The organism is Allobosea lathyri, assembly GCF_900108245.1.
Lineage (GTDB): Bacteria > Pseudomonadota > Alphaproteobacteria > Rhizobiales > Beijerinckiaceae > Allobosea > Allobosea lathyri.
Genome location: NZ_FNUY01000009.1, coordinates 33,288 through 59,405, shown reverse-complemented (window position 1 = coordinate 59,405; position 26,118 = coordinate 33,288). Strand labels below are relative to the sequence as shown.

Annotated in this window: 24 protein-coding genes; 10 read left to right on the top strand and 14 right to left on the bottom strand. The window is 65.7% G+C overall.

Annotation, left to right across the window (positions count from 1 at the left end):
* Positions 1–16 precede the first annotated feature (16 nt).
* Positions 17–1,570 carry an ABC transporter substrate-binding protein gene (locus C4S73_RS20090; RefSeq protein ID WP_103874318.1) on the bottom strand — a complete coding sequence of 518 codons (1,554 nt, stop codon included), beginning with the start codon at positions 1,568–1,570 and terminating at the stop codon, positions 17–19.
* Between the two features lie 11 nt (positions 1,571–1,581).
* The gene (locus C4S73_RS20085; RefSeq protein ID WP_244595693.1) at positions 1,582–2,901 is read right to left on the bottom strand and encodes a M20 family metallopeptidase; all 1,320 of its coding nucleotides are present in this window, start codon (positions 2,899–2,901) and stop codon (positions 1,582–1,584) included.
* 128 nt (positions 2,902–3,029) lie between these two features.
* Between C4S73_RS20085 and C4S73_RS20080 the strand changes: the two genes are divergently transcribed.
* Positions 3,030–3,839 (top strand): GntR family transcriptional regulator, encoded by an 810-nt coding sequence (locus tag C4S73_RS20080; protein WP_244595692.1) that lies wholly within the window; start codon positions 3,030–3,032, stop codon positions 3,837–3,839.
* 164 nt (positions 3,840–4,003) lie between these two features.
* Here C4S73_RS20080 and C4S73_RS20075 read toward each other — a convergent pair whose 3' ends face one another.
* Positions 4,004–4,459 carry a MarR family winged helix-turn-helix transcriptional regulator gene (locus tag C4S73_RS20075; protein WP_103874463.1) on the bottom strand — a complete coding sequence of 152 codons (456 nt, stop codon included), beginning with the start codon at positions 4,457–4,459 and terminating at the stop codon, positions 4,004–4,006.
* Between the two features lie 147 nt (positions 4,460–4,606).
* Here C4S73_RS20075 and C4S73_RS20070 point away from each other — a divergent pair, with 147 nt between their 5' ends.
* The 6 genes from C4S73_RS20070 (at position 4,607) to C4S73_RS20045 (ending at position 10,144) form a co-directional block, all read left to right on the top strand.
* The gene (locus C4S73_RS20070; protein ID WP_103874316.1) at positions 4,607–5,017 is read left to right on the top strand and encodes an organic hydroperoxide resistance protein; all 411 of its coding nucleotides are present in this window, start codon (positions 4,607–4,609) and stop codon (positions 5,015–5,017) included.
* Between the two features lie 213 nt (positions 5,018–5,230).
* Positions 5,231–6,958 carry a redoxin domain-containing protein gene (locus C4S73_RS20065; RefSeq protein WP_103874315.1) on the top strand — a complete coding sequence of 576 codons (1,728 nt, stop codon included), beginning with the start codon at positions 5,231–5,233 and terminating at the stop codon, positions 6,956–6,958.
* Between the two features lie 55 nt (positions 6,959–7,013).
* Complete coding sequence (locus tag C4S73_RS20060) at positions 7,014–8,054, top strand: alpha/beta fold hydrolase (RefSeq protein WP_103874314.1); 1,041 nt, start codon at positions 7,014–7,016, stop codon at positions 8,052–8,054.
* 53 nt (positions 8,055–8,107) lie between these two features.
* Entirely contained in the window at positions 8,108–9,043 is a 936-nt protein-coding gene (locus tag C4S73_RS20055; RefSeq protein WP_103874313.1) for a LysR family transcriptional regulator, read from the top strand.
* Positions 9,044–9,189: 146 nt separating this feature from the next.
* Positions 9,190–9,900: an SDR family NAD(P)-dependent oxidoreductase gene (locus C4S73_RS20050; RefSeq protein WP_103874312.1), complete on the top strand. Its 711-nt coding sequence runs from the start codon at positions 9,190–9,192 to the stop codon at positions 9,898–9,900.
* A gap of 13 nt (positions 9,901–9,913) precedes the next feature.
* Complete coding sequence (locus C4S73_RS20045) at positions 9,914–10,144, top strand: tautomerase family protein (protein WP_200828062.1); 231 nt, start codon at positions 9,914–9,916, stop codon at positions 10,142–10,144.
* A gap of 269 nt (positions 10,145–10,413) precedes the next feature.
* Here the strand turns inward: C4S73_RS20045 and C4S73_RS20040 are convergent, their stop codons facing one another.
* Entirely contained in the window at positions 10,414–11,793 is a 1,380-nt protein-coding gene (locus C4S73_RS20040; RefSeq protein ID WP_103874310.1) for an FAD-containing oxidoreductase, read from the bottom strand.
* A gap of 239 nt (positions 11,794–12,032) precedes the next feature.
* On the opposite strand from C4S73_RS20040, the gene C4S73_RS28005 reads away from it, so the two are divergent.
* The 3 genes from C4S73_RS28005 to C4S73_RS20030 are packed head-to-tail and all read left to right on the top strand — an operon-like array spanning position 12,033 to position 14,234.
* A complete protein-coding gene (locus C4S73_RS28005) occupies positions 12,033–12,368 on the top strand; it encodes a hypothetical protein (RefSeq protein WP_146071445.1) in 336 nt (111 codons plus the stop codon).
* 55 nt (positions 12,369–12,423) lie between these two features.
* Positions 12,424–13,434, top strand: a complete 1,011-nt coding sequence (locus C4S73_RS20035; protein WP_103874309.1) for an ornithine cyclodeaminase family protein — start codon at positions 12,424–12,426, stop codon at positions 13,432–13,434.
* Positions 13,431–14,234, top strand: coding sequence for a phosphate/phosphite/phosphonate ABC transporter substrate-binding protein (locus tag C4S73_RS20030; RefSeq protein WP_103874308.1), 804 nt, complete (start codon positions 13,431–13,433; stop codon positions 14,232–14,234). The genes C4S73_RS20035 and C4S73_RS20030 overlap by 4 nt, the downstream gene beginning before the upstream one ends.
* 130 nt (positions 14,235–14,364) lie before the next feature.
* Here C4S73_RS20030 and C4S73_RS20025 read toward each other — a convergent pair whose 3' ends face one another.
* From C4S73_RS20025 to C4S73_RS19975, 10 genes are all read right to left on the bottom strand, one after another.
* On the bottom strand, positions 14,365–15,321 hold the full coding sequence (locus C4S73_RS20025) for an ABC transporter ATP-binding protein (protein ID WP_103874307.1): 957 nt from the start codon (positions 15,319–15,321) through the stop codon (positions 14,365–14,367).
* A complete protein-coding gene (locus C4S73_RS20020) occupies positions 15,318–15,953 on the bottom strand; it encodes an ABC transporter permease (protein ID WP_103874306.1) in 636 nt (211 codons plus the stop codon). The genes C4S73_RS20025 and C4S73_RS20020 overlap by 4 nt, the downstream gene beginning before the upstream one ends.
* Positions 15,953–16,582 (bottom strand): ABC transporter permease, encoded by a 630-nt coding sequence (locus tag C4S73_RS20015; RefSeq protein ID WP_103874305.1) that lies wholly within the window; start codon positions 16,580–16,582, stop codon positions 15,953–15,955. The genes C4S73_RS20020 and C4S73_RS20015 overlap by 1 nt, the downstream gene beginning before the upstream one ends.
* The gene (locus C4S73_RS20010) at positions 16,579–18,129 is read right to left on the bottom strand and encodes an HAL/PAL/TAL family ammonia-lyase (protein ID WP_103874304.1); all 1,551 of its coding nucleotides are present in this window, start codon (positions 18,127–18,129) and stop codon (positions 16,579–16,581) included. The genes C4S73_RS20015 and C4S73_RS20010 overlap by 4 nt, the downstream gene beginning before the upstream one ends.
* 17 nt (positions 18,130–18,146) lie before the next feature.
* Positions 18,147–19,031, bottom strand: coding sequence for a glycine betaine ABC transporter substrate-binding protein (locus C4S73_RS20005; protein WP_103874303.1), 885 nt, complete (start codon positions 19,029–19,031; stop codon positions 18,147–18,149).
* A 131-nt stretch (positions 19,032–19,162) separates the two neighbouring features.
* Positions 19,163–19,828 (bottom strand): DUF1684 domain-containing protein, encoded by a 666-nt coding sequence (locus C4S73_RS20000; protein WP_103874302.1) that lies wholly within the window; start codon positions 19,826–19,828, stop codon positions 19,163–19,165.
* Between the two features lie 553 nt (positions 19,829–20,381).
* Positions 20,382–21,089 carry an RraA family protein gene (locus tag C4S73_RS19990; protein ID WP_103874300.1) on the bottom strand — a complete coding sequence of 236 codons (708 nt, stop codon included), beginning with the start codon at positions 21,087–21,089 and terminating at the stop codon, positions 20,382–20,384.
* 38 nt (positions 21,090–21,127) lie between these two features.
* Positions 21,128–22,285, bottom strand: a complete 1,158-nt coding sequence (locus C4S73_RS19985) for an alanine racemase (RefSeq protein WP_103874299.1) — start codon at positions 22,283–22,285, stop codon at positions 21,128–21,130.
* A complete protein-coding gene (locus tag C4S73_RS19980; protein WP_103874298.1) occupies positions 22,282–24,039 on the bottom strand; it encodes a hydantoinase B/oxoprolinase family protein in 1,758 nt (585 codons plus the stop codon). Before C4S73_RS19980 ends, C4S73_RS19985 begins: the two co-directional genes overlap by 4 nt.
* Positions 24,036–26,108 (bottom strand): hydantoinase/oxoprolinase family protein, encoded by a 2,073-nt coding sequence (locus tag C4S73_RS19975; RefSeq protein ID WP_103874297.1) that lies wholly within the window; start codon positions 26,106–26,108, stop codon positions 24,036–24,038. The genes C4S73_RS19980 and C4S73_RS19975 overlap by 4 nt, the downstream gene beginning before the upstream one ends.
* Between the last annotated feature and the right edge of the window lie 10 nt (positions 26,109–26,118).

Sequence of the window (26,118 nt, the reverse complement as noted above, 5' to 3'; positions counted from 1 at the left end):
GCTGCTCGCTATCCGCTCAGCCGCGCTTCGGCGCGTTGGCGCCGAGCGAGACGTGATCGAGCCGGAAGACGGCGCCGCGCGGATGCAGTTGATAGCCTTCGACCCATTCGCGCCGGGCTGCGAGCAGATCGAAGAAGGCTGGAATGATCGAGGGCACTTCCGCGTACATCAATTTCTGCGCATCGGCGTAGAGCGCGCGGCGCTTGGCCTCGTCAGCCGTGGCGCGCGCCTCGAAGACGAGCTTGTCGAAGGCGGCGTTGTTCCAGCGCGTCTCGTTCCAGGCGGCGTTCGAGGTGTAGAGCAGCGAGAAGATGGCGTCGGCGGTCGCCTGCATGTTGTAGAAGCCGACATAGAACGAGCCCTTCTTCCAGACCTGATCGAGATAGGTCGCGTGCGGCATCGTCTCGACCTTGATGTCGAAGCCGGCGGGCTTGGCCATCTCGCGCAGCGCCACGGCGAGCTGGGTGCGCTGGCCGGGTCGGTCCGAAGCGATCAGCGTCGCTTCCAGCCCCTTCGGGTAGCCGGCCTCCGCCAGCAAAGCCTTGGCCTTGGCGATATCGGCCTGTTTGGCCGGCAGGTCGGCATAGAACCGATAGGCTGGGTTGAGTGCCGTATCGTTTCCGGGGGAACCGAAGCCTTCGGTGACGAAATCGACCATCGCAGCGCGGTCGACTGTGAGCGCCAGGGCCTGGCGCACGCGGATGTCGTTGAAGGGTTTCTGGTCGCAGCCGAAATTGACGTTGCAGAACTGACCGGAAGGCACGCGCAACGCCTTGATACCGGAGGCTTTCTGCAGCCGACCGAACTCGGTCGGTGGGGTGGTGCTGATGAGATCGGTGTCACCCGCAATCAGAGCGGAGGCCTCGGCGCTCACATCCGGAAAGACCACGACTTCGACCTTGTCGAGAAAGGGGCGCGCCTTGTCGTAATAGGCCTCGTTGCGGGCAACGACGATCTGCCGCTCCGGTTCGAAGGAGACGAGCTTGAAAGGTCCCGTACCGATCGCCTGACGGTCGAGCTTCTCCAGCCCGCCCTTGATGACGGCTGCCGGCACGATCTTGGCGTTGGTATAGGCCAGCGTCACCGGCAGATCGGCGAATGGCGCCGACAGGCTGAAAACTACGGTGTTATCGTCCTTGGCCGCGACCTTGGCGATCGGCCCGACATTCTGGCGGGCGGGCGAAGCCGTCTTGGCGTCGAGAATGGCCTCGAAGGTCGCGACCACGTCGGCAGCCGTGCAAGGCGAGCCGTCATGGAAGGTCAGGCCCTTGCGCAGGACGAAGGTCCATTCCGTGAGGTCGGCGGAATTCGTCCAGGATTCGGCGAGATCGGGCTCCGCGCTCATGTCGACCTTGAGGCGCGTCAGGCCGGAATACAGCAGCTCGGCGACGAGATATTCCGGATTCACCCGGGTGACGAGCGGATTGAGCTTGGAAACCGCCTGGTCGACGCTGACGCGCAGCGTACCGCCGCGGCGCGGCGTCTGCGCGAAGGCCTGCAGGCCGGACATGGCGAGGCCGCTCAGAGCGGCTGAGGCGGCGAGGAAATCGCGACGATGGATGCTCGGCATGGAACGCTCCTTCAGCTCTGTGGAAGATCGGGATTGAGCTCGGGCCTGAAATCGGCCGCGAGGTAGGCGAGCACGGCGCTCGCCAGCGAGATGATGTCGGATATCGTCGTATACTCGCCCGGCGCATGGACGTTGCGGTCGGGACGGCCCAGCCCGCCGAGCAGCACTTCCTGCCTTCCGGTAGCCCGCTGGACCCAGCCGAAATCGGAGCAGCTCGCGGCTCCCCAGCGGCGGAAATCCTCCGGCGCGTAGCCGAAGCCCATGCCGACGGCGGCTTGCCAGCGGGGCCAGTGCGGGCCGGCCGGGTCACTGGTTGGAGCAAGATGACCGGTCAGCACCGTCTCGACGGTCAGGCCGGGCACTGAGGCAACAGCCCGGCGGACCGTGTGATCGATCTCCGCGAGCGCTTCGTCGAAGGCTTCTTCCGGCATGTACCGGCGGTTCAACGTGAGTTCGAGCAGGGCCGGCACTTGTCCGCCAGCCGTACCGCCGTCGATCGTCGCGATGTTGAGTTGCGCGGCAAGCGCAGGCTTGCCCGGCGGTGGAGGTAGTGCGGATACCCGGCTTGCGACGCGCGCTTTCAGTGCTGCAAGCGCATTGAGCAGCGGCAATGCCCCCTCGATCGCGTTGAGCCCGCTCCCCTGCCGGTTGCCTTCGCCTGCATGGACCGCCTGTCCGCGGACACGCACCAGGAGGTTGAAAAGGCCAAAGCAGCCAGCCCAGATGCGAGCCTCGGCACTGCCGTTGAAATTGACGATATGGCCGCCGAGCCGGCCCTGCTCGGCGAGATAGCGGATGCCGGGATAAAGGCCGCCCTCCTCATCGGTGCAGAACAGGAGCATCGGATCATAGGCAAGTTCGATGTTGCAGGCTTTGGCCGCCCGCAGCGCCAGCAGCACGGCGGCGATGCAGCCCTTCATGTCGGCGGCGCCCAGCCCGCTGAGGCGCTCGCCATCGCGGGTCATGGCGAGCGGATCGGTAGTCCAACCTGGTGCCGCAGGGACCGTGTCGACATGGAAATACAGCCCGCAGACCGGCTTGCCGCTCCCACGGGTCGCAATGAGGTTCGCCCTGACGCCGTCGGCCGGGCCGTTCGGCACCCGCCAGAGTTCCTCGGGCACATCGATGCGCTCGGCTTCGAAGCCGAGCGGGCGCGTCATCGTCTCCATCAGCATCGCGAAGTCGCCATAGCCCTGTCCCGGCGGGAACGAGGTGTCGAGCGCTATCATCCGGCCGAGATCGATCACCGCATCCTCGACCGCGCCGGCGATCCAGGCCGATGCGCGCGACAGAGCCACAGTCTCGTCCTCAGCCCGGACGGCAGTCATCATCGCAATACCCCGTCCGGCTGGGCTGCGCGAACGCGATCTGCCATGGAGATATCGAGGGTGGCGGCTTGCTTGGCCATTGGCGGGCTGAGCTCTTTCATATAAACTATATAGAAATAGGACTCATCTGTATGCCTCCTGTCAACGCTAAAAAAACGACCGCGCCTGCCGCGGGATTGATCAATGGCGGTGATGTGGCGTCGATGCTGCCGAATCTCACGTCCTTTGATTCAGCGCCGCTTTATGAGCGGGTGAAGCGGCACATGTCTGAAGCGATCCTTGTCGGGGAATGGCAACCCGGCATGGTTTTGCCCAGCGAAACGGCATTGGCACAGGGGTTCGGTATCGCCGTCGGCACGGTTCGTCGGGCGATGAGCGATCTGGTCGCCGAGGGATTGCTGTCACGCCGGCGCAAGACGGGCACGGTGGTCACGGGCCGCGCGCCACACCATTCGCTCCGCTTCTTCTTCCAGTATTTCCGTCTCCATCGAGCCGATGGCAGCCTGGCAAGATCGACGAGCCAGTTCCTAACGATCGAGACGCGGGAGCCTACGTCCGAACAAGCCCAGCGCTTGCAGATCAAAGGTGGCGGTGTCGTCGCGATCCATCGCATTCGGCATGCGGATGGCCGCCCCGTCATGCATGACAAGTTGTTGCTGGCCGAAGAAAGATTTCCGGACCTACCCCGCGAACCGGCAGCCCTGCCGCCGCTGCTCTATCTTCATTTGCTTGAGCGCTACGGCATCCGCATCTCGGCGGTTCGCGAGCAGATCACAGCTGACCTCGCCAATGACGAGGACATAGCCCTTCTGGATCTCGCCGGGCGGGAAGCGGTGCTGGCCATCGACGAGGTTGCTTACGACCAGGCGGGCCTGCCCACCATTCTCGGCTGGCACCGCGCCAGCACGCGCGCTCACGCTTACATAAACGAGGTTCGGTAGGCGCCGATTGCGAAACTTGGCGTGTTGCCTGGAAGCAGGTTTTCACTTCAGGCCGATTGCGGCCGTTGGAGAGGTCGCCCGAGCCGACATCACCTGGACATTCAGCTTTCGAGAGGCAGGTTTTTGCTTTCGATAGGTGCATGTCCCATGCCGGACGCGAGCCGTCACTTCCGCGCGTGCGTGATCAGATTGTTGCGGAGCTTGACGATCGACTTCTGCGTCTCCGCAAACTCATCGGCATCCATGCCGGTCGCCTTGACCAGTGTCCTCTGCGCCCCTTTCTCGCGCAGGTGGCGCCCCGTCTCGGTCAGGCTGACGATGACCTGCCGTTCATCGTCGGGATCACGTCGGCGGCGCAGATAGCCCAGTTCCTCGAGCTTCTTGAGCATTGGCGTCAGCGTGTTCGACTCGAGGAACAGCTTCTCGCCCAGGCTCTTCACCGTCTGGTTGTCTTCCTCCCACAACGCCACGATTGTGATCCACTGCGTATAGGTGACGCCCAGCGCCTCGAGGATCGGCTTATAGGCGCGACCATAGGCGAGGTTGGCCGAATAGACCGCAAAGCACATGAAATCGGCGAGATTCGCCGTCGCGAGGCCTTCTTGCTTCGTTTTGGTCATGGACGCCTCCTGTTCCGGCATGGGCCGGACAAGCAGATATAAATCGCATGCGATTAAATCGGAAGGGGGTTGACAATCCAAGGCGCATCCCCAATTTAACTCGTATCCGATTAAAGCGGATGCGAGTTAAAAGAAAGGGATACCGCCATGGCCACCAAGGTCCTCTACACCGGCAAGACGCACACCACCGGCGGGCGCGAGGGCGCCGCTCGCAGCTCCGACGGTCGCCTCGATATCGCCCTCTCCTCGCCCGGCTCGTCGGGCGCCGGCACCAATCCCGAGCAGCTCTTCGCCGCCGGCTGGTCCGCCTGTTTCATCGGCGCGCTCGGCCTTGCCGCTGGCGCACGCAAGATCCAGCTGCCCGCCGACACTGCCGTCGATGCCGAGGTCGATCTCGCCAATACCGACGGGGCCTATTTCCTGCGCGCCCGGCTCAATGTCAGCCTTCCCGGGATCGAGCGCGAGATCGCCCAGTCGCTGGTCGAAGCCGCGCACCAGACCTGCCCCTATTCCAAGGCCACACAGGGCAATATCGACGTGGTGACCACTGTCGTCTGACCATCTGCACGGCTCCGGCGACCGCACTGCCACCTCGGCAAGGGTGCGGCCGCCCGGCCGGAAGGTCCTCCCGGGCCGGCCAGTGGAGCCGGCCTTGGCTTCCAACTCCACGCCGACGCAACCCTTGCACTGAGCAAACCTTGCCCAGAGCAAACCCTGCACTGAGCAAACCCTTGCTTTGAGCAAACCCTTGCTTTGAGACGAAAGGCACCGATGACCCTTTTCATCCTGGCCTATCTCGCGGGCGTGCTGACGATCCTCTCGCCCTGCATTCTCCCGGTCGTGCCGTTCATCCTGGCGCGCGCGAACCAGTCCTTCCATCGCAGCGGTCTACCGATGCTGCTCGGACTGGCTTTCGCATTCGCCGCGGTGGCGAGCCTGGCGGCGGTCGCCGGTGGCTGGGCTGTCGAGGCGAACCGCTTTGGCCGCGCCGCCGCGCTGGTTCTGCTGGCGGCCTTCGGTCTTGGCCTGATCTTTCCGTCGCTCTCCGCCCGGCTAGCTGCGCCGCTGGTGACGACGGGCTCGCGGCTGACGACATGGGCGCAGGACGGACGGGCGGGCACGCTTTCGTCGCTCGTCCTCGGCGTTGCCACCGGACTGCTCTGGACGCCCTGCGCTGGCCCGGTCCTGGGGCTGATCCTCTCGGGCGCTGCGTTGAGCGGGCCCGGTCCTCAGGCCAGCGCGCTCCTGCTCGCTTACGGTATCGGAGCCGCCACCTCGCTGGGCGCGGCCCTGCTGGCCGGCCGGCAGATCCTCGGCCGGCTGCGGCCATCGCTGCTCTGGGTCGAGCGGACGCGCCGGCTCGCCGGGGTCGCCGTGGTCGGCAGCGTGGTGCTGCTGGGGCTGGGCCTCGACACCAGCCTGCTGCAGCGCCTCTCCGCCGAACAGACCGCCAAGCTGGAGAACACGCTCTTGACGAAACTCGCAAAGCCGCTTGGCGGCTGGGGGCAATCTGCCGAGGCCGCAGTCCCCGATACGCTGTCAGGCCCGCTGGCCGCCTTGCTCGACCGGCAGGGCTGGATCAATTCGCCGCCGCTTCGCGCCGAAGCGCTGCGCGGCAAGGTCGTGCTCGTCAACTTCTGGACCTATTCCTGTATCAACTGCCTGCGCGCCCTGCCCCATGTGAAGGCCTGGGCGGAGACGTACAAAGCACAGGGTCTCGTCGTCATCGGTGTTCACACGCCTGAATTCGCCTTTGAGCGAGATCCCGACAATGTGGCGCGAGCCAAAGCGGCGCTCGGCGTGAGCTATCCGGTCGTGCTCGACAACGACTTCCGCATCTGGCGAGCCTTCGGCAACTCGGGATGGCCGGGGATCCATATCGTCGGCGCTGACGGCCGCATTCGCCATCAGGCGACCGGCGAAGGCCGCTACGACCAGTCCGAGCAGGCAATCCGGCGTCTGCTGGCTGAAGCGAACGCCCCCGGCGCCGCCGATGGCAGGCAGCCGGTCGAAGGCCAGGGCACCCAGAAGGAGGCCGACTGGGCCAATCTGCGCTCGCCCGAAACCTATCTGGGGCATGACAAGGCCGAGCGTTTCGCCTCTCCCGGCGGCCTCACCAGGGACGCGCCGCGCGAATACCAGCATCCTGCCACGCAACCAGGTAATTTCTGGAGTTTGTCGGGGAATTGGACAGTCGGTTCGGAATTCGCGGTGCCTAACGCGGCCGGAGGCGGGCTGCGCTATCGCGTCCATGCCCGCGACCTGCATCTCGTGCTGGTTCCGGGCTCCCCCGACCGCCCGGTCCGGTTTCGTATTAGAATCGACGGTGCCGCGCCAGGGGCAAGCCATGGCGCCGACACCGACGAGCAGGGATTCGGCACTGTTCGCGACGGCCGGCTCTACCAGCTCGTGCGCCAGGCCGGGCCGGTCGCGACACGAACCGTCGAAATCGAATTCTTGGATCCGGGCGTGCGCGCCTACGCCTTCACCTTCGGCTGAAGTAGCCGATCCAGATGCGCTTTCAGCCCCCGCAAGCAATCTTCGGAGAATGACAATGCAATCTTCCCGCTCCGCTGAATCCGTCGACCAGAGCCGCCGCCGCCTGCTGGCAAGCGCGGCCGCGGCTCTCGCGGCCACGCAGCTCGGCCCGATCAGCCCGGCGGCCGCCCAGCCGGCGGCAGCCCCATCGGGCGCCTCCGGCTTCCCCTCCCTCAAGCAGATCGACGCCGGGCTCCTTAATATCGGTTATGTCGATGCCGGCCCGACCAGCGGCCCCGTCGTCATCCTCCTGCACGGCTGGCCCTACGACATCCACAGCTATGTCGATGTCGTGCCCTTGCTGACGGCTGCAGGTTACCGCGTGATCGTGCCGCATCTGCGTGGCTACGGCACGACCCGGTTCCTGTCGGATGCGACGCCGCGGAATGGACAACAATCGGCGCTCGCAATCGACGTGATCGCGCTGATGGACGCACTCAAGATAGAGAAGGCCGTGCTCGGCGGTTACGACTGGGGCGCGCGAACGGTCAACATCGTCGCTGCGCTCTGGCCTCAGCGCGTCAAGGCCATGGTCTCGGTCAGCGGCTATCTGATCGGCAGCCAGAGCGCGAACCGGATGCCATTGCCGCCGAAGGCCGAGCAGGAATGGTGGTACCAGTACTACTTCGCCACCGAGCGCGGCCGGGCCGGCTACCAGCAGAACACGCATGATTTCGCGCGGCTGATCTGGCAGACCGCATCGCCGCGCTGGGCTTTCGACGACGCCACCTTCGCGCGCAGCGCCGCCTCTCTCGACAATCCCGATCACGTCGCCATTACGATCCACAACTACCGCTGGCGGCTCGGCCTGGCGGAGGGCGATGCCCAGTATGACGATCTGGAGCAGCGGCTCGCCCAGGCTCCGTCGATCGCCGTGCCGACCATCACGCTGGAAGGCGACGCCAACGGCGCACCGCACCCGGACCCGGCAGCTTATGCCAAGAAGTTCTCGGGCCGGTATCAGCACAGGACCCTCTCCGGCGGCATCGGGCACAACCCTCCGCAGGAGGCGCCGGCAGCCTTCGCCGAGGCGATCATCGCGGTCGATCGCGCTTGAACCTGGTCGGCGAATGACCGAGTTTAAGCGCCTCGCGGGGGCGCAGGGCGTGCATGGATCGCATCGATGCGATGAGGGTGTTCATCGCCGCCCTCGATGAAGGAAGCCTCGCCGGGGCGGGCCGCCAGCTCGGCCGCTCCCCGGCAGCGGTCAGCCGTGCGGTGGCCTTCCTCGAGCAGCAGGTCGGCGCCACGCTGCTGCACCGAACCACCCGGGCGATCAGGCTCAGCGAAATCGGCGAGCGCTATGCCGCGGCTTGCCGCCGCGTCCTCGCCGAGTTGCAGGAAGCCGAGGCTGTTGGGGCGGGCGAGCGAGTCGCTCCCCGCGGCACCCTGACGATCACGGCGCCGCCGATCAGCGGCGAGGAGATCCTGCGCCCGATCGTCGATGCCTATATCGAGGCCTTCCCAGCTGTTTCGGTCAATCTCGTTCTGCTCGTACGCAGCGCAAACCTGATCGAGGAAGGGATCGACATCGCTCTGCGCATCCTGGAGCTGCCCGATTCCTCGATGACGGTCATCCGCATCGGCGGTGACGTCAAACCCGTGATCGTGGCCTCGCCGCGCTATCTGAGCCAGCATCCCCGCATCGACGACCCCAGCGACCTGACCAGGCACAGCATCATCGCCTGCACCGATTTCGGGCGTGACACCTGGGTCTTTCCGCCAGCGAAGGGCGGCTCCATCCCCCGCTCCGTGCCCTTCAAGCCACGGCTGACGGTCAACAGCGTCAGGGCGGCGCTCGGCGCGGCCGTAGCCGGCCTGGGCGTCACGCGTCTGCTCACCTATCAGGTGGCTGAGCGCGTGCAGGACGGCTCGCTGGTCCTCCTGCTGCGGGACACCGAGCCGCCGGCTCGCCCGGTCAATCTGGTTCTGCCGCAGGGCCGCTCCTCGGTTCCCAAGGTCCGCGCGTTCCTGGACTTCGCGGTGCCGCGCCTGCGCGCCGACTTCGCCCGGCTATCGGCTGCCTCGATCGCGATGCGCGGCTGATACGAGGCATTCTTCCACTTGAGGGAAGAATGCCTGCCGAACGACAGGCATTCAATCGATCCGCGAAATCTTCAAAATGATTCTCACCAGGCCAGACGGGCCGGACAGCGGTCATTCCGCTCGCTGTCGAAGACACGAGGATCATCATGAGCGACGAACGGAAAGTGGCTGTCATCACCGGCGCTTCGCAGGGCATCGGCGCGGCCCTGGTGAAGGGATTTCGCGACCGCAACTATCGCGTCGTGGCGACGTCGCGCTCGATCAAACAGGGCAGCGACCCGGACATTCTCGCCGTTCCCGGCGATATCGCCGATCCGGCGACGGCCAAGGCGGTCGTTCGCGAGGCGCTCTCCCGCTTCGGACGGGTCGACACGCTGGTGAACAATGCCGGCGTCTTCATCGCCAAGCCTTTCACCGACTACACGACCGCCGATTTCGAGAGCAAGATCGCGACCAACCTAGCGGGCTTCTTCCACATCACGCAGCAGGCCGCGGGCGCGATGCTGAAGCAGGGCTCGGGTCACATCGTCAGCATCACGACCAGCCTGACCGACCATGCTATCGCCGGCGTCCCGACCGTGCTTGCCAACCTGACCAAGGGCGGCATCAATTCAGCGACGAAGGCGCTCGCCATAGAGTATGCCGGCCAGGGCATCCGCGTGAACGCAGTCTCGCCGGGCGTGATCAAGACGCCGATGCATGCGCCGCAGACGCATGAGTTCCTGGCCGGCCTGCATCCGATGAAGCGGATGGGCGACATCCGCGACATCGTGGAGGCCGTGCTGTTCCTGGAGAGCGCCGGCTTCGTCACCGGCGAGATCCTGCATGTCGATGGCGGCCAGAGCGCCGGGCACTGAGGGAGGAAGGGACATGCCTATCGTCACCATCCAGGTCACGCGCGAGGGCTCCGGTCCCGGACGCGTCTCGGTTACGCCCGAAGAGAAGGCGCAACTCATCGCCGGCGTCAGCCAGCTTCTGCTCGATGTGCTCAACAAGCCGCTCGACGCGACCTTCGTTGTGATCGAGGAGGTCGAGCTCGAAAACTGGGGCTGGGGCGGCTTGCCCGTCCCGGAATATCGCAAACGACGCGCGGCGAGCTAGAGCATCGGCCCGAAAAGGCGAATGCGGTTTTCGCGAAAAATCGATGCAAAAACAAAGAGCTAGAGCGCGAGAGCTCTCTCGTCTGGTTCGTCCAGCGTCGAATACCGATGTCTGCAAGGGATGAGGTGGTTAGCAGACATCGGGCAGGCGCCCGCAAGCGGAGCTTGAAACCTTCACAATAGCGAAGATCCGCAGACCGCTCTGTTGCCAAACCCTTCCCGCGCGCGGGCCTCGGATGCCGCATGTCCGAACTGCAACCTGTCAGGGGCTTAAGTGCGGGGCTTCAGGTCTCCCAGAACGGTCGGGATCAATTCCGAGACGGTCGGATGGATCGGGACCGCCCATTGCAGCACCGGATAGGAGGCTCCGGCATTCATCATGTCCAGGATGCCGTGGATCGCTTCGTCGCCGCTGACGCCGAGGATGGCTGCCCCCAGAATCTGCTTCGTCTCCGCGTCGGCAACCACCTTCATGAAGCCCTTGGTCTCCCCCTTTTCGATCGCGCGTCCAACCCGCGTCATCGGGCGTTTGGATACCAGCAGCTTGCGGCCTGTGTGCATCGCCTCCGCTTCCGACAGGCCGACGCGCCCGAGCGGCGGATCCACATAAAGCGCGTAGGCGCTGATCCGGTCGCTCACGCGACGGCCCGCGCCGTCGAGCAGATTGGCGGCGACGATCTCGTAATCGTTGTAGGAGGTGTGGGTGAAGGCTCCGCGGCCGTTGCAGTCGCCGAGCGCCCAGATGCCGGGGACATTGGTGGCCAGGCCGTCATCCACGCCAATATAGCCCCGGGCATCCACCGCGACTCCTGCCTTGTCGAGGCCGAGATCATCCGTGTTGGGACGGCGCCCCACCGCCAGCAGAACATGCGAGCCCACCGCGACAGGCTCACCGGAGGTGCAATCGATGCCGACGGCTATGCCGTCCGCATGAGGCTTCAAGGCGATGCAGGTGGCGTCGGTGCGCACGACGATTCCCTCATCGACGAGGATCTCCCTCACGGCCTCGGAGATGTCCTCGTCCTCGCGCGCGATCAGCCGCGGTCCTTTCTCGACAATCGTGACCTCCGCGCCGAACCGCCGGTACATCTGTGCGAATTCGAGCCCGATATAGCTTCCGCCGACGACGATCAGGTGCCTCGGGACGGTTTCGAGCTTGAGGATCGAGGTGTTGGTAAGATGCTCCACCGTGCCGACACCGGGCAGATCGGGCACGCTGGCGCGCCCGCCGACATTGATGAAGATGCGCGGCGCCTTCAGCAGGCTTTCGCCTATCCGCACGACGTCCGGGCCTTCGAACCGGGCATGTCCTTCGATAACGGTCAGGCCGCCCATGCCGCGCAGCCACGTCTCGACTCCCGTGCGGGCATTGGTCGAGACTGTATCGGCCCGGGCCTTGACCCGCTTCATGTCGATCCGGATCGGACTCTCGATCGCGATCCCATACTCGCTGCTTCGCCGGGCAAGATGGGCCGCATACGCGCTGGCCACGAGCGTCTTGGTCGGCATGCAGCCGGTATTGACGCAGGTTCCGCCAAACAGTTTGCGCTCGACGAGCGCAACCTTCATCCCCGCAGCAGTCAGCCGTCCGGCGAGCGAGGGACCGGCCTGCCCGGCCCCGATGATGATGGCGTCGAAAGATTGCGTCATGTCGAAGAGCCCTGGGACCGAGCTCGGACCCTAGCGAATTTACCATGCAAGCCGAGGATTGGCTTGCTGCAAAAGCGCGCCCTGGACAACGCACTGAGCCCGGATATTCACGCCCGAATTTGCCTGTCTGGCCGCATTGCCGCAGCTATTCGGCGGCGCGCCCGGTCGTCCTGGCATGCCTGCCTCACAAGAACAGTAAGTAGAGCCCTATTCCGAGGCCGGCGAGCCATAGCGAAGTCATGGCAATCACCACGGCGAGCAAGCGATTTTCGGTCATTGCGCCCTCCGGTTTTATCGAGTTCGGCCTAGTTAATCACCCGAACTTCGTCGCGGCCTCCCCCATTCAGACGACGTCGGGCAGCTTTCTCACAACTGAAGCCCGGCATGAACACTCGCGAGCGCAAGCTGTACTGCTTTCGCTTGGTCATGCATGGCAAGTCAGGGCAGAAATGACGGCGTCGGTCGCCATCGGGAGAGCTAACCAGCTAGGCGAGGCCGACGCCGGACGCGATCAAGGCGCTGCTGGCTGCGATCTGCCAAATCCCAATCTCGCAATCTGTCAGCGCAAAATGTGATGGATCTGACCGGTCAAAGTTGGACGCCCCGGGACAGTTGTGCTGAGGTACAGGCATGGACCATCCCCCGATCCACATCGATTTCCTGAACGCGCTTGATGTCGAGGCGCTGGCCTTGACCGACGCGGAGATCATTGCCGCTGTCGAGGCGGGGCTTGCCGCCCAGGGCCACGGGCAGACCGAGATCGAACCGCGCGTGCATCTGATGCCGAAGGCCGGGGCCAACGGCCATTTCAACGTGCTGCGCGGCGCCTTCCGCGCGCCGATCAACCGGGCGGGCGTCAAGGTGATCGGGGATTTCGTCGACAACTACAAGCTCGGCCTTCCCTCCGAGATGGGCCTGCTGCTGTTGATGGACCCGATGACCGGCGTGCCGACCGCGATCGTCGACGGCAGCCACCTGACCGACATGCGCACCGGAGCGATCACCGCGATCGGAGCCAAATATCTCGCGCGCAAGGACTCCAAGGTGCTCGGCCATATCGGTGCGCGCGGCACCGCCTACTGGAATGTCCGCCTGCTGGATTCGCTGTTCGATTTCGACGAGATCCGCGTCCATTCGCGCCGGCCCGAAAGCCGCGACGCCTTCGGCGCGCGCCTCTCGGCTGAGCTGGGCAAGCGCGTGATCGTGACGGATGACTGGCGCTCCTGCGTTGAAGGCGCCGACATCGTCGTCGAAGCCTCGCGGCTGAATGCGCCTGAGCCAATTTTGAAGACGGAGTGGATCAAGCCGGGTGCATTCGTCGTTCCCTATGGCACGATGAGCGCGGTCGAATTGTCGCTGACCGACATCATGAGCAAGCTCGTCGTCGATGATTGGGGCCAGTGCAAGGGCGGGCCTTTCGGCTCGCTGCGCGCCCATGTCGAGGCGGGTAAGCTCTCCGAGCAAACGCTGCATGCCGAGATGAGCGAGATCGTCGCAGGGCTGAAGCCCGGGCGCCAAAACGAGGACGAGACCATCCTGTTCTGGCATCGCGGCCTCTCGCTCTCGGACATCGCGCTCGGGCATTTCATGCTGGAGAAGGCGAAGACCATGGGCCTCGGCCAGCGCCTGCGCTACGCGTGAGCCTGATCGCGAATGCGCGGATGTACGCCGTCGATGCCGCAACGACAGCCACGTGGGCGGCCTTCTTCGCCCGCATCGCGAAAACGAGTGGGGTAGATCTCACGGTTTTCGCGCATCCCGCACCGGCGCCGCTCGAGGACCTCTGGCGGCGCGGCGATCTCGGGCTCGCCTTCATCTGCGGTTATCCCTTCGCGCGCGGTGGCTTTCCCGTCCTTCCCGTTGCCGCACCCATCCCCGCTTCGGGCGACGGCCGGCCGCTCTATGCGACGCATCTGGTCGTGCGGGCCGATAGTGACATCATAAGTCTGCGAGAGAGCTTTGGCCGCCGGCTCGGCTGGACGGTCGCGCATTCGCAATCCGGTTTCAACGCGTTGCGGACGCATCTGCTTGCGAGTCGGCAGGAGCGCGGGGCGCTCTATGCCGACAGCATCGGCCCGCTGCTGACCCCGCGCCGGGTGATCGACACCTTGCTGGCCAACGAAATCGACATCGGCCCGCTCGATTCCTATTTCTACGACCTCCTGCTGGCAGCCGAACCGAACACCGCGGCGCGCCTGCGCATCGTCGAGACCACGCAACCCCGGCCGATGCCGCTGCTGGTGGCTTCGCGCGGGATCGACGAGACGATTATTGCCCGCCTGAGGGCGGCGCTTCTCGAAGCGGATAGCGACATCGCCATGCGCGACATTCTCGCCCGCCTGCGGTTGTCCGGCTTCGCGGCGCTCGATCCTGCCGCCTATCGCGTGCTTGTCGCGGAGGCGGATGCCGCCGATCGCGCGGGTTATTTGCAGCCGGAGTGAGCTTTGATTGCGTGCAGAATCACGCCGTCATCCCGGACGCAGCGAAGCGAAGCTCCGGGATCCATCATAGAGCGCGTGGCCTCCGATGGATCCCGGAGCGGCGTCGCTTCGCGACTTGTCCAGGATGACGTCAGGGGGGCAGGGTAACTCCAGCACTCCGCGCGCGGATGCCGGCCAGCGTGATCTGTCCCAATGGCTTGCCCCCTTCGCCGAGGATGGTCGCAGCGTCGCGCGCCTCCGCCAGCAACGCCGACAGCACCTCCCGGACCGACAGCGAGCCCGGCAGAGCGAAGCCATCGTGGGCCTCGCCGGGCTCGACCGCATCGGCCGCCCGCACCAGCGACAATCTCCGCAGCGCCCGGTCCGCGCCGACGAAATCCGCGACGAAAGCGTTGACGGGGGCAGCCAGAAGCCGGTCGGGCGTGTCGTACTGCACGAGCCTGCCGTCCTGCATGATCGCGACGACGTCGCCCATGCGGATCGCTTCGTCGATATCGTGCGTCACCAGGATCACGGTCTTCTTCAGCCGCTTCAGTATGGCCAGGAACTCGTCCTGCAAACGGCCGCGCACGATCGGGTCGACCGCCCCGAAGGGCTCGTCCATCAGCATCACCGGAGGATCGGCTGCGAGCGCGCGCGCCACGCCGACGCGCTGGCGCTGGCCGCCCGAGAGATGGCGCGGATAGCGCGACAGGTACTGCGCGGGGTCGAGCCCGACGAGGTCCAGCATCTCTTCGCTGCGCGCCTTGATCTTCTGCGGGTCCCAGCCGAGCAGCTTGGGGACGGTGGCGACGTTCTGCGCGATCGTCATGTGCGGGAACAGGCCGATCTGCTGGATAACGTAGCCGATATGGCGGCGCAGCTCGACCGGGTCGGCCTCGGTGACATCCCTGTCACCAACGATGATGCGCCCCGACGTCGGCTCGATCAGCCGGTTGACCATGCGCATCGTCGTGGTCTTGCCGCAGCCCGAGGGACCGATCAGCACGCAGACCCGGCCCTTCTCGATCGTCAGGTCGAGCCCATCCACAGCGGGGCGCGCGACGCCGGGGAACAGCTTGGTGACCTTCTCCAGCCGGATCGTCATGAGGTTCCCATCCGCAGCTGGCGTGTCATCAGCCGCTCGATTCCCGCAAAGACGATCTCGACACCCAATGCCAGAAGGGCGACCGCGACGGCGCCGGCGATCAGCTGCGGGAAGTTGAAATTGGCCATGCCGGCGGTGATCAGCTCGCCGAGGCCCCCACCGCCTATGAAGGCCGCCAGCGTTGCCGCCGAGACGATCTGGACCGCGGCCGTGCGGATGCCCGCGAAGATCACCGGCAGCGCCAGCGGGATCTCGATGCGTGTCATCACCTGCCTGTCGGACAAGCCCTGGCCGCGCGCCGCCTCGACGATGTCGGCATCGACCTCGGTCAGCCCCGTATAGGTGTTCAGCAGCAAAGCTGGCAGTCCGTAGAGCGTCAGCGCCACGACGGAAGGCAGGAAGCCCGTCCCCAGCAGCGGCAGCATGATCACGAGCAGCGCCAACGACGGCACGGTCCGCAGAATATTGACGATTGCGATCGCGGCATTGGCGAAGCGGCGATGGCGCGTCAGGGCCAGCCCGAGCGGCAGCGCGATCAGCAGCACGGCGGCCAAAGCCACGCCGGTCAGCCAGAGATGGTTCTGCAGCGCGACGATGAAGATCGAGGGGTTGGCGGCGATCCATCCTGCCATCAGGCAGTCTCCGCCTGATTGGCGCGCAGGCGCAGCTCGACCCGGCGCAAACTCTCGTCGCAAAGGATCGCCAAAGCCGAGGTCACCACCGCGCCAGCCACGACCTTCTCGCCGAAATCCTGGGTGATGCCTTGGAAGATGATGTCGCCGAGCCCGCCCGCATTGATGAAGGCGGCTACGGTCGCGACAGAGACCTGCGTGACCACGGTGATCCGGATGCCGGCGATGATGACGGGAAGGGCCAGCGGCAGCTCGATGGCAAACAGCCTGCGCCAGCGGCCATAGCCCATGCCGTCGGCGGCATCGAGGATATCTGGCGAGATCTCCCGGAGTCCGGTGGCGACGTTGCGGATGATGATCAGCAGTGCATAGGCGACGAGCGCGACGATCGCCGGCCAGAAGCCCAGTCCCAAATAGGGGATCAGCAGCGCGAAGATCGCCAGCGCCGGCACGGTATAGAGCGCGCCCGAAACCAGCAGGACAACGAGGGCGAAACCCGGCCGCCGCGCCGAAAGCACGCCGAGCGGCAGGCCGATGGCGAGCGCGATGGCGAGGCCGACGCCGACGAGCTGGATATGCTCCCACAGTGCGATCAGCAGACGGTCATAGTTCTCGATCGTCCAGCTCATGGCGCGGAGTCTTTGCCGGTCGCCATATCCGCCCAGGCCAGTCCACCGGCTTCGATGGTCAGAGCCAAAGCCTCATATTCGCGCCCCATCGGGCGGTCGTCATCGAGGCGGGCGACGTGTCGGCGGACGAAGACGTGCGCGGCCGCGGTTCCGCGCCCGAGCGTGATGTCGCCGCGCAGATCGACCGCCTCCGCCGCGACGACGAGTTCGATCGCAGCCAGCCGCGTCAGGCGCCTCGCGATCGCATGCGTCTTCTCGACGATGCGCGGCGTCATCGGCGCATAATCCTCGACGCCGTCGGCGACGGGTAGCGTCATCCCCCCGAGCGGCAGGGCGAGATGGCGAATCTCGGCCTCCAGCGCCGCGACGGTTTTCTGCGAGGTCGCGAAACCCGAATGCGAGCCGCCATGCCGCGTCAGGAAGCGCGGCAGGTCGCTCATCGATGGCGACATCAGCTTCATGACGCGCGCAGCCGATGTTGTCGCGAGATGGGCCAGCGCGAGGCCTGCCGCCTCCAGCGTCAGGGCGAGTTCCGTCGTGTCGAAATTGACGCTGGAGAGCATGGCGTCACGCGAGACCAGCACGGCCGGACTGTCGCAGACGCTGGCAAGCTCGGCCTCGACGATCGCCCTTGCCGCTGCGACGGCAAGCGATGCATGGCCTGCAACGGGAGCGAGACACCGGAAGGAGAGCGGGTCCTGAACCTTCCGCGCCGTGCCGGGCTCAAACAGGTCACTGCCGGCAAGCAGCGCGCGGAGCCGATCGGCGCCCGCACTATGGCCTGGCATGCCCCGCATCGCGGCGAGATCGGCGTCCAGCGGCGAGAGATTGGCGCGGAAACCCTCCAACGAAAGAGCACCCGCGACGACGCTGACCTGCAAGGCCGTGCTCAACGCATCGACGGCCAGCGCCGCCAACCCGACGCTTTGCGAGTTGGCGTTGAGCAGCGCGAGCCCGTCCTTGGGGCCCAGTTCCGGCAGGGCGATGCCGGCTGCCGTCATCGCTTCGCCGCCAGGCCGGACAGTGCCCCCGAATTCGGCTTCGCCCGCGCCAACCAACGGCAGGAAGGCCTGCGCCAGCGGGCTGAGATCGGCCTCGCCGAGCGAGCCGATCCTGCGCACGACAGGGTGGACACCAGCGTTGATCATGGCGGCAATCGTCGCTGCCAGCACCGGCGACAGCCCCGATGCGCCATGGCAGATACTGACAAGACGCGCGAACAGCAGCGCGCGAACCTCTTCGGTCGTCATCAGCTCGCCGACGCCGACCGCTCGCGCCCGGATGGCCCGCGCCTGGAAAGCCGGAATGGCCTCGGTCGAAAGACGCGTATCGACGGCGGCCCCCAGCCCGGTGGTCAGGCCGTAGACGCTCTCCCCGCGTTCGAGCGCACGCAGCACGACGGCGCGTGCAGCCAGCAGCCGCGGGCCAAGGGATTCGTGCAAGGCGACAGGAGCAAAGTCCCGCGCAACCGCAATGACCGCCTCGATCCCGATCGCGACCTCGCCGATAATGATCGGCGCGGCCGGTCTCGCAGCCGTATCATGCACTGGCGTCGAAACGATGCTCAGTTCACCAGTCCCTTGGCCTTCAGAAAGGCGGCAGCAACCGTGCGGGGCTCCTTCTTGTCGACCTCGACTTGCCGATTGAGCTCCTGCATCGTCGGGTTGTCGAGCGCGGCGCCGACTTTTTCCAGCACGGCGACGATCTTCTCATTGGCTGCGATCTCCGGTCGCACGACGGGAGCCAGGAAATAGGGCGGGAACAGTGACTTGTCGTCGTCGAGTGCCACGAATTTCTCGGCTGCGATCTGCCAGTCGGTCGAGAAGCCGTTGGCGACCTCGATCTGCTTCTGGTTCAGCGCCTCGTAGCGCAGCCGCAATGCGGCGAACTGCTTGAACTCGGCGAACTGCGCGCCATAAACTTCCTTCAATCCTGCGATGCCGTCGCGCCGGTCGACGAACTCCGTCCCGGCACCGAGCCTGAGCTTGGACGAAACCTTGCCGAGATCGCTCAGGGTCTTGAGGTTGAACTCCTTGGCGGTCTCGGGCCGTACCACGATCGCATAGCCGTTATTGATCCCCGACGGCTTCAACCAGGTCAGGTTGAACTCCTTCTCGTAGAAGGCCTTGACCATGCCGCGAACCTTCTCGGGGTCGGTCTCGGTGACACCCTGCGCCTTCATCACGGCGTTGAGGCCGGTGCCGGTATATTCCGGATAGAGATCGATCGCGCCGCTCTTCAGCGCCTCATGTGCGACCAGCGTGCCGCCGAGATTGATCTTGCGCTCGACCTTGAAGCCGGCGGCTTCCAGCGCCGCGCCATACAGTTCCGCGACGACGAACTGTTCGGTGAAGTTCTTCGAGCCGATCTTGATGGTCTGGGCCGAGGCGGCGGAAAGGCCGGTCGCCAGCACTGCAGCAGCCGCAATGACCGTTTTGAGAAGGCGCATGGCTTTGGTTCCTTGGCGTCTGAAGGGGGCAGGCTATCAAGCGAGGCGGCTGATGCAAGGAGCGGTCGAGACAAAGAATGGTGATGTTTCCATCGTTACGCCCGATGGAAGGACGATCTTTGCGACAAGGCTCAGGGCGGTGCGTTTCTTTCCCCGCCCCGGATTGCCACCGGCAGACGATTCTCGATCGGCGAGAGCGGGCAGACCCAGGCTTCCGAATAGGCGCAGGAGGGATAATAGGCGAAATTGAAGTCGAGGATCAGCCGCCCGTCGCCCGCGCTACCGAGATCGGCGCTCTTGATCGTGTCGAGAAGATAGCGTCCCCCGGCGAAACTCTCCTGGCCGTTGGTTGCGTCGCCGAAAGGCAGGAAGACGCCGCCGCCATAGCCTTCGATCCAGTAGAGCGTCAGCTCCTTGCCGAGCGCGGCCTCCAGCCCGATCGTCATGGCGAACGGCACGAGCGTCACCGTTCCGTCCTTGCCAGCTTCCAGCCTGATCATCTCACAGCCGAGTGCTGGGCCGAGTTCGACCTTGAAGCGCAGCGCCGGATCATAGGCAAAGCAGTCAATTCCGCGAAATTGGGCCCTGCGCGCCGGCGACAGAGGTGACTGCAAATGCTCGCGGAACAGCCGGTCACGCACCCCGCGCCAATGCATCCAGCCCTTCTCCTCGGGCATGGCCCGAACCGCGGCATAGAGATCGGCTATCTGGCGGCGCCAGTCATGCAGGCTGACATAGCGCCCAAACGCCGCTTCAGCCGACGCTTGCCCCGCCTCCTTGAGGATCTGATCCGTCATGATGTCTCGCCCTTGCGGCAGATGCACCGGTCAACGCGCCGTAACCCGCGACCCTTCATCGGCAATCGACGCTCCACTATGGCGGCGTCAGATCATGGCAGTTGGGATATCAAGCAAGACGGAGCCCTCGGTGTCAAAGCCCAGTTCTCGCCGGCTCGTTCGCGCCAAAAGCCGCCGTTGAATCGTCGCCGCGAAGCGGACCTGCAAAAGTGACCGGTTGGCGTGGACGTCAAGCTGCTGAGCCAACCCCGCTAGCGTCCTATCACCCTTGGTCGGGGCAGACGCCATCTCGGCCTTGCAAGCCGTTGCGTAATTCCACGCCGGGCGTCACGTCATAATCTCCCGTCGCAGCTATTATGGCGCCTTCGGGGAGAACGCCAATCGTCAACGCCGTTGAGATTTTCGGAGCACACTCTGCCAGCCCAACGAGTTCCACCCATCGTGGAAACCCCGGCCGCGCGGCGCTCACACGCTCAAAGGCAGTGTTCGAGGGCCGAGTGAAGTCGCCGCGCCAAGAACTGTGAACGCCGGCAACGGATCACGACCTAGCCCTTCAGCCCGCGCGGGAGGCCATCGCATCTTCGACATATGCCACATTCCCGCCATTAAGGATCGTATCGACCCAGGCGGGCATCGTCGCGCCGCTCTTCACCAGCGCATCGAGTTCGGCCTCCTTGGCCTTGAGCGCAGCAAGGCGCCCGATCACATCGGAGACCCTGCCGGAGGGCACGATCACGATACCGTCGCTGTCGCCCGTCACCACATCCCCCGGCTGCACGAGGACGCCGCCAAGCGCGATGCCCAGGCCGATGCTGCCAGGTCCGTGCTTGAACGGCGAATTCGGCGAAACGCCGCGGGCATGCACCGGGAGCCCGGTCTCGACAATCCCTACCACATCGCGCACGAGGCCGTCCGTGACGACAGCCAGGATGCCGGCATTGCGCATCAGGCCGATCAGCAGGTCGCCGATCACGGCCGCGCCCTCATAGGCATCCGTCGCGATCATCATGACATCGCCGGGCCGCGCGAATTTAAGCGCGGCATAGAGCGCGAGATTGTCCTTGGGGGCGGTCGCGACCGGCAGCGCCGCGCCGACGAAGGCTGGTCCGTCCCAGACCGGCCGGATGCGATGATCGAGTGCACCGGAGCGGCCCAGCGCATCAGCCACGAGCCCGGTCGATACCCCCCTCAGCGTCGCGATCGCCACCTCGTCCGGCCTGCGCCAGTCGCGTCGGATGGTGAGAAGCGCTGGCTCTGCCATGATGGCTCCATCCTGTTGCGATCAGTTCGTCTGCGGCGTCAATCGGCCCGGCCGCGCGCCTCGACACGCCAGAGTGCGACCAGGCTGTCGCCGGAGACCACATGCAGGAAATCGTGCAGATTGGTTGTCGGGTCGCAATGTGGGACCGTGCATTCCACCACTGTCCCGATCGCAAGGGTAGAACGCCCGGCCTCGGGGAGGACGCGCCCGAACTCGTCGCCGCACCACTCGATCCGCCCGACCAGTTCGGTGCCGAGGAAGACGCGCGGCGCCGGTCCGTCGAGGGCAAAGCTCTTGCTGCCGCCGTCGGTGATGGCAAAGCCCGCCGAGCTGTGCCCGACCACAGTCACCGCGACCCGCAGTGCGGGTCCGAACTCCGGCCCGCCCCGGCCATAGACGTCGACGGAATTATAGGCCTCGTCCATGAACACATAGGAGCCGGGCTGGACTTCGGTGAGAACCTTTTCCTCGCAATCTAGCAGGTGACTACCGGTGCCGCCGCCCGAGACGATGCCGGGTTTGAGACCGGCCTGCTCCAGAACGGTCAGCATATCGCGCAGGGTGCGGCTGGCCTCGGCATTTGCGGCGCGGCGCGCGGCGAAATCGTCGATATGCTGGACCTTGCCCTGATAGGCCTGCACGCCCACATAGCGCAGGTTCGCCTCGCACGTCACCGCCCTGGCGAGCGCCACCGCCTCCTGTGCATTGGCGACGCCGCTGCGCTTCAGGCCGGTATCGAGATCCACGAACACGTCGAAACGGGTCGCGTGCCGTGCGGCCGCTGCTGCATAGGCCGCGACGAGATCGAGCCGGTCGACCACCACGCCGATGCGCGCGCCCTTGGCCGCCGCCCGTGCCAGCGCATCGATCTTGGCCGGGCTGGCGATCGGCGCGCTCAGCATCAGGTCGTTGGCGCCGCCCTCGAACAGCGCCAGCAATTCGCCGGGCTTGGCGCAGCAGATTCCCGAGGCTCCCGCCGCCATCTGCCGCCGCGCGATCTCGGCGCATTTATGAGATTTTGCGTGCGGCCGGAAGCCGATGCCGGCGCGCTTGCAGGTCTGCGCCAGCGTCGCGATGTTGCGCTCGAAAATCTCAAGGTCCAGCACTGCGGCCGGCGTCTCGAGCCGGGCGCGGCTGCCGGCCTCGCCGACCATCGGCAGGTTGAGCGCGGCGGCTCCGAAAGGCTGCAGCGTCACGTCCGTTCTCCCATCCGCGCAGCCCGCGCCTGTTGGGTCGCAGGTAGGTCGACGGTTGCGCCGTCGGCTGCGAAGATCACGCCATAGTCGCGCTCCGCCCCCGCCAGAGTGACCTTTCCTTCATGGAGGTCGTCGGCGACGCGCCAGGGCTCACGTTTCAAGGCATCTCCATAGCCGCCGCCACCGGCCCCGGTGAGCCGGAAGATGTCGCCGCGCCTAGCATTGAAGCTCTCCATCGGCATGGTCGGTAGATGGCGCTGCGTGCCGTCGCGCTGGATGAAGAGATGTGCCGAGGGCGCGCCGGTGCCGCCGCCTTCGATCCCGAAGGGCGGATGATCGCGCCGGTCGCCCCGCAAGGTAAAGCGCGCATCGGAGAGGAAACGGAACTCCCGGACGAAGGCGAGTCCGCCGCGAAACTCACCCGCGCCGCCTGAATCCGGCACGAGCCCATAGCGCAGCACCTCGACGGGCATATCGGTCTCGACCATCTCGATGGGCTGATTGGAGAGATTGGCCGCCGGATTGGAGATGCCCTCGATGCCGTCCTTGCCGGAGCGTGCGCCCCAGGTGCCGACCACCATCTCGTTCAGCACGAAGGGCTTGCCCTCATGCACGCCGCCGCCCGCGAGCAGATAAGGCCCGCCCTCCGAGCCGCCGATGGCGCGTTCGGGCACGACCTGGGCCAGCGCCTGCATGATCGCGTCGAACACCCGGTAGCCGACGACGCCGCGCGCTCCGCAGGCCGCGGGATAGCGCGGATTGACCAGGCAGCCTTCCGGCGCGCGCACCGTGATCGGGCGCAGGTAGCCCTCGCAATTGGGAATGTCCTGCTGCGACAGGCAGCGAATTGCGCAAAACGCCGCCGATTCCGGGAGCGAGATCGGGCAGTTGATCGAGGCCGCCACTTGATCGGCCGTGCCGGTGAAATCGATGTCGATCGTGTCGTCGGCGATGGTCACCGTCGCGACGATCGGCAGCGGCACCGGGTTCTCGCCGACGCCGTCGATATAGTCGGTCGCGCGATAGATCCCGTTGGGAAGCGCGCGGATCACGTCGCGCATCATCGCCTCGGCATGGTCGTGCAATGCGTCGATGTAGCGGTCCAGCATCGCCGGCCCATAGCGGGCCATCAGCGAGCGCAGGCCTTCCTCGGCGACGTTGCAGGCCGCGATCTGCGCACGGATATCGCCCAGAACCTCGACGGGCGCCCGCGTATTCGCCTCGATGATGCGAAACACCGACTCGGCCGGCTCGCCGGCCTCGTAGAGCTTCAGCAGTGGCAGGCGCAGGCCTTCCTGCTGAATCTCGGTGGCATAGATCGCGACGCTGCCGGGCACGATGCCGCCGAGATCGGTGTGATGGGCAACGGTGGCGGCAAAGCCCGCGAGCCTGTCGTCTACGAAGATCGGCTTGAGGATGTAGACGTCGGGCAGATGCTGGCCACCCGAGCCATAGGGATCGTTGGCGATCAGCACATCGCCTTGCTTCAGCGTGCTGCCATAGCGCTCCCGCACGAAACCCATGATGCGCGGGAAGGAGCAGAGCTGGATCGGCAATGTCAGACCCTGCGCGATCACGCGGCCTTGCGCATCGCAGAGCGCGGTCGAGTAATCCATGATGTCGCGCACCACCGGCGAATAGGCGCTGCGCATCACGATCAGCGCCATTTCGTCAGCGGTGGAGGCGAGCGCGTTCCGGATCACCTCCAGGGTGATCGGATCGATCTTTTCGGCGCCGGTTTCTGCGGTTTTCATGCGGCCTCCAACGCGATGTCGATGTTGCCGGCATCGTCGAGGCGGGCGGTCTGGCCCGGCCCGATGACGCAGGTGCAGTCATATTCCTCGATGACGAAGGGGCCGCGTCGCGGCGATGCATCGAGATCGGCGCGGCCGATCACCGCGATTGAGGCCGTGCCGGTTTCCTCGAAGGAAACCTGCCGGTCGACGCGGCGTTGCGGCGGCGCTGCGCCGAATCTCTGCGGCGGCGCCACCAGCGGCAGCCGCACGGTGAGCCGCGCATTGATGAGATGGACCTGGTCCTTCTGCGAACGGTGGCCATAGGTGCGCTCGTGCTCGAGATGAAACAGCTCCGCCAGTTCCTCGAAGACGAGGCGCCGCGCCGGGACGGTCAGTTCATAGGCCTGCCCGACATAGCGCAGATCGGCGGCGTACCGGAATTCCGCGCCCGACAGCTCATAGCCTTCGAGCGTCAGAACCCGGCGGGCATCCTCGGTCAGCTGGCCGTAGAGCTCGGCCAGCCCGGCATCGTCGAGCTCACCGGCTCGGCGGCGCGAGGGCCGCACGAACTCCTGCTCGACATCCGAGCGCAGCAGTCCCAGCGCGCTGAACACGCCGGCCGCGCGCGGGACGACCACCCGCCTGATACCGAGCGCCTTGGCGACTTCGGCAGCCACGACCGGGCCGTTGCCGCCGAAGGCGACCAGCGTCGAATGGCGCGGGTCGCGGCCGCGATAGGTCGAGACGGCTTTCACTGCCCGCGTCATCGTAGTGACGGCCAGCGTCAGCACGCCGCGCGCCGTCTTGGTCAGGTCGAGGCCGAGCGGTCGGGCAACCTGGTCGTTCAGCGCCGCGCGGCCAGCGTCGGCCTGCAGCGGAAAAGTCCCACCGGCGAGTGCGACATCGTTGATGTAACCAAGGGTCAGGAAGGCGTCGGTCAGGGTCGCCTGTCTGCCGCCGAGCCCGTAGCAGACCGGTCCGGGATAAGCGCCCGCGCTCTGGGGACCGACGGAAACCTGGTTCATCTTGTCGATCGCCACGATGCTGCCGCCGCCGGCGCCGATCTCGGAGACGTCGATGAAGGGCATCTTGATCGGGTATCCGCCACCCTTCACCAGCTTGCTGGAGAGATTGATACCGGCTCCGACCTCGTATTCGGTGGTGCGGGCGGGCTCGCCATCCTCGATCAGCGCGGCCTTGGCGGTGGTGCCACCCATGTCGAAGGAGATGATGCTCGGCTCGTTACTCCCTGAGACCAGCCTTGCGCAGGCGATGACGCCGGCCGCCGGCCCGGATTCGACCAGCGAGGCCGCGCGCTTCACCGCCGAGCCCAAGCGCATGATGCCACCGCCCGAATGCATCATCTCGACTGGACAGGTGACGCCGATCGAGGCGAGGCGCGTCGTCAGCGCCGCCGCGTAGTTGCGTACCACCGGGCCGATATAGGCGTTTACGACGACGGTCGAGGTGCGTTCATATTCGCGGATCTCCGGCAGAATTTCCGAGCCGCGGCAGGTATAGACGCTCTCGTCGAGTTCCTCGCGCAGGATGGCCTCGGCCGCGATCTCGTGGTCGGGATTGGCATAGGCGTGCAGGAAGCTGATCGCGACCGCCTCGACCTTGTCCTCGCGAAAGCGGCGCGCGGCTTCGCGGACGTCGGCCTCGTTGAGCGGTATGCGCACTGTGCCATCCGGCCCGAGCCGTTCTCTGACTTCGAGCCGCAGATGCCGCGCGGCCAGCGGCTTGGGCTTGTCGTATTGCAGGTCGTAGAGCACGGGAATGCGCAGGCGACGCATCTCGAGCACGTCGCGAAACCCTTCGGTCGTCAGAAGCCCGGTGCGCGCGCCCTTGTATTCCAGGATCGCATTGGTCGCGACCGTGGTCGCATGGACGATGCCGGTGATGCGGTCTGGCGTCGTCGAATACTCTTGGACCAACGCCTTGAGCGCCTGGGCGATTCCGCGGCTGTAATCGTCAGGCGTCGAAGGCACCTTTCGCGTTTCGATCAGCCCGTCGTCGCGGGCGACGACGATATCGGTGAAGGTGCCCCCGATATCGATGCCGATCCTGTAGCTGTGTTGCACCATGGCGTTTTCG

Bases quoted from the DNA above. Each gene is read 5' to 3' on its own strand.
- C4S73_RS20090 (WP_103874318.1), bottom strand. From the start codon at position 1,570: ATGCCGAGCATCCATCGTCGCGATTTCCTCGCCGCCTCAGCCGCTCTG.
- C4S73_RS20085 (WP_244595693.1), bottom strand. From the start codon at position 2,901: ATGATGACTGCCGTCCGGGCTGAGGACGAGACTGTGGCTCTGTCGCGC.
- C4S73_RS20080 (WP_244595692.1), top strand. From the start codon at position 3,030: ATGCCTCCTGTCAACGCTAAAAAAACGACCGCGCCTGCCGCGGGATTG.
- C4S73_RS20075 (WP_103874463.1), bottom strand. From the start codon at position 4,459: ATGACCAAAACGAAGCAAGAAGGCCTCGCGACGGCGAATCTCGCCGAT.
- C4S73_RS20070 (WP_103874316.1), top strand. From the start codon at position 4,607: ATGGCCACCAAGGTCCTCTACACCGGCAAGACGCACACCACCGGCGGG.
- C4S73_RS20065 (WP_103874315.1), top strand. From the start codon at position 5,231: ATGACCCTTTTCATCCTGGCCTATCTCGCGGGCGTGCTGACGATCCTC.
- C4S73_RS20060 (WP_103874314.1), top strand. From the start codon at position 7,014: ATGCAATCTTCCCGCTCCGCTGAATCCGTCGACCAGAGCCGCCGCCGC.
- C4S73_RS20055 (WP_103874313.1), top strand. From the start codon at position 8,108: ATGGATCGCATCGATGCGATGAGGGTGTTCATCGCCGCCCTCGATGAA.
- C4S73_RS20050 (WP_103874312.1), top strand. From the start codon at position 9,190: ATGAGCGACGAACGGAAAGTGGCTGTCATCACCGGCGCTTCGCAGGGC.
- C4S73_RS20045 (WP_200828062.1), top strand. From the start codon at position 9,914: ATGCCTATCGTCACCATCCAGGTCACGCGCGAGGGCTCCGGTCCCGGA.
- C4S73_RS20040 (WP_103874310.1), bottom strand. From the start codon at position 11,793: ATGACGCAATCTTTCGACGCCATCATCATCGGGGCCGGGCAGGCCGGT.
- C4S73_RS28005 (WP_146071445.1), top strand. From the start codon at position 12,033: ATGGCAATCACCACGGCGAGCAAGCGATTTTCGGTCATTGCGCCCTCC.
- C4S73_RS20035 (WP_103874309.1), top strand. From the start codon at position 12,424: ATGGACCATCCCCCGATCCACATCGATTTCCTGAACGCGCTTGATGTC.
- C4S73_RS20025 (WP_103874307.1), bottom strand. From the start codon at position 15,321: ATGACGATCCGGCTGGAGAAGGTCACCAAGCTGTTCCCCGGCGTCGCG.
- C4S73_RS20020 (WP_103874306.1), bottom strand. From the start codon at position 15,953: ATGGCAGGATGGATCGCCGCCAACCCCTCGATCTTCATCGTCGCGCTG.
- C4S73_RS20015 (WP_103874305.1), bottom strand. From the start codon at position 16,582: ATGAGCTGGACGATCGAGAACTATGACCGTCTGCTGATCGCACTGTGG.
- C4S73_RS20005 (WP_103874303.1), bottom strand. From the start codon at position 19,031: ATGCGCCTTCTCAAAACGGTCATTGCGGCTGCTGCAGTGCTGGCGACC.
- C4S73_RS20000 (WP_103874302.1), bottom strand. From the start codon at position 19,828: ATGACGGATCAGATCCTCAAGGAGGCGGGGCAAGCGTCGGCTGAAGCG.
- C4S73_RS19990 (WP_103874300.1), bottom strand. From the start codon at position 21,089: ATGGCAGAGCCAGCGCTTCTCACCATCCGACGCGACTGGCGCAGGCCG.
- C4S73_RS19980 (WP_103874298.1), bottom strand. From the start codon at position 24,039: ATGAAAACCGCAGAAACCGGCGCCGAAAAGATCGATCCGATCACCCTG.
- C4S73_RS19975 (WP_103874297.1), bottom strand. From the start codon at position 26,108: ATGGTGCAACACAGCTACAGGATCGGCATCGATATCGGGGGCACCTTC.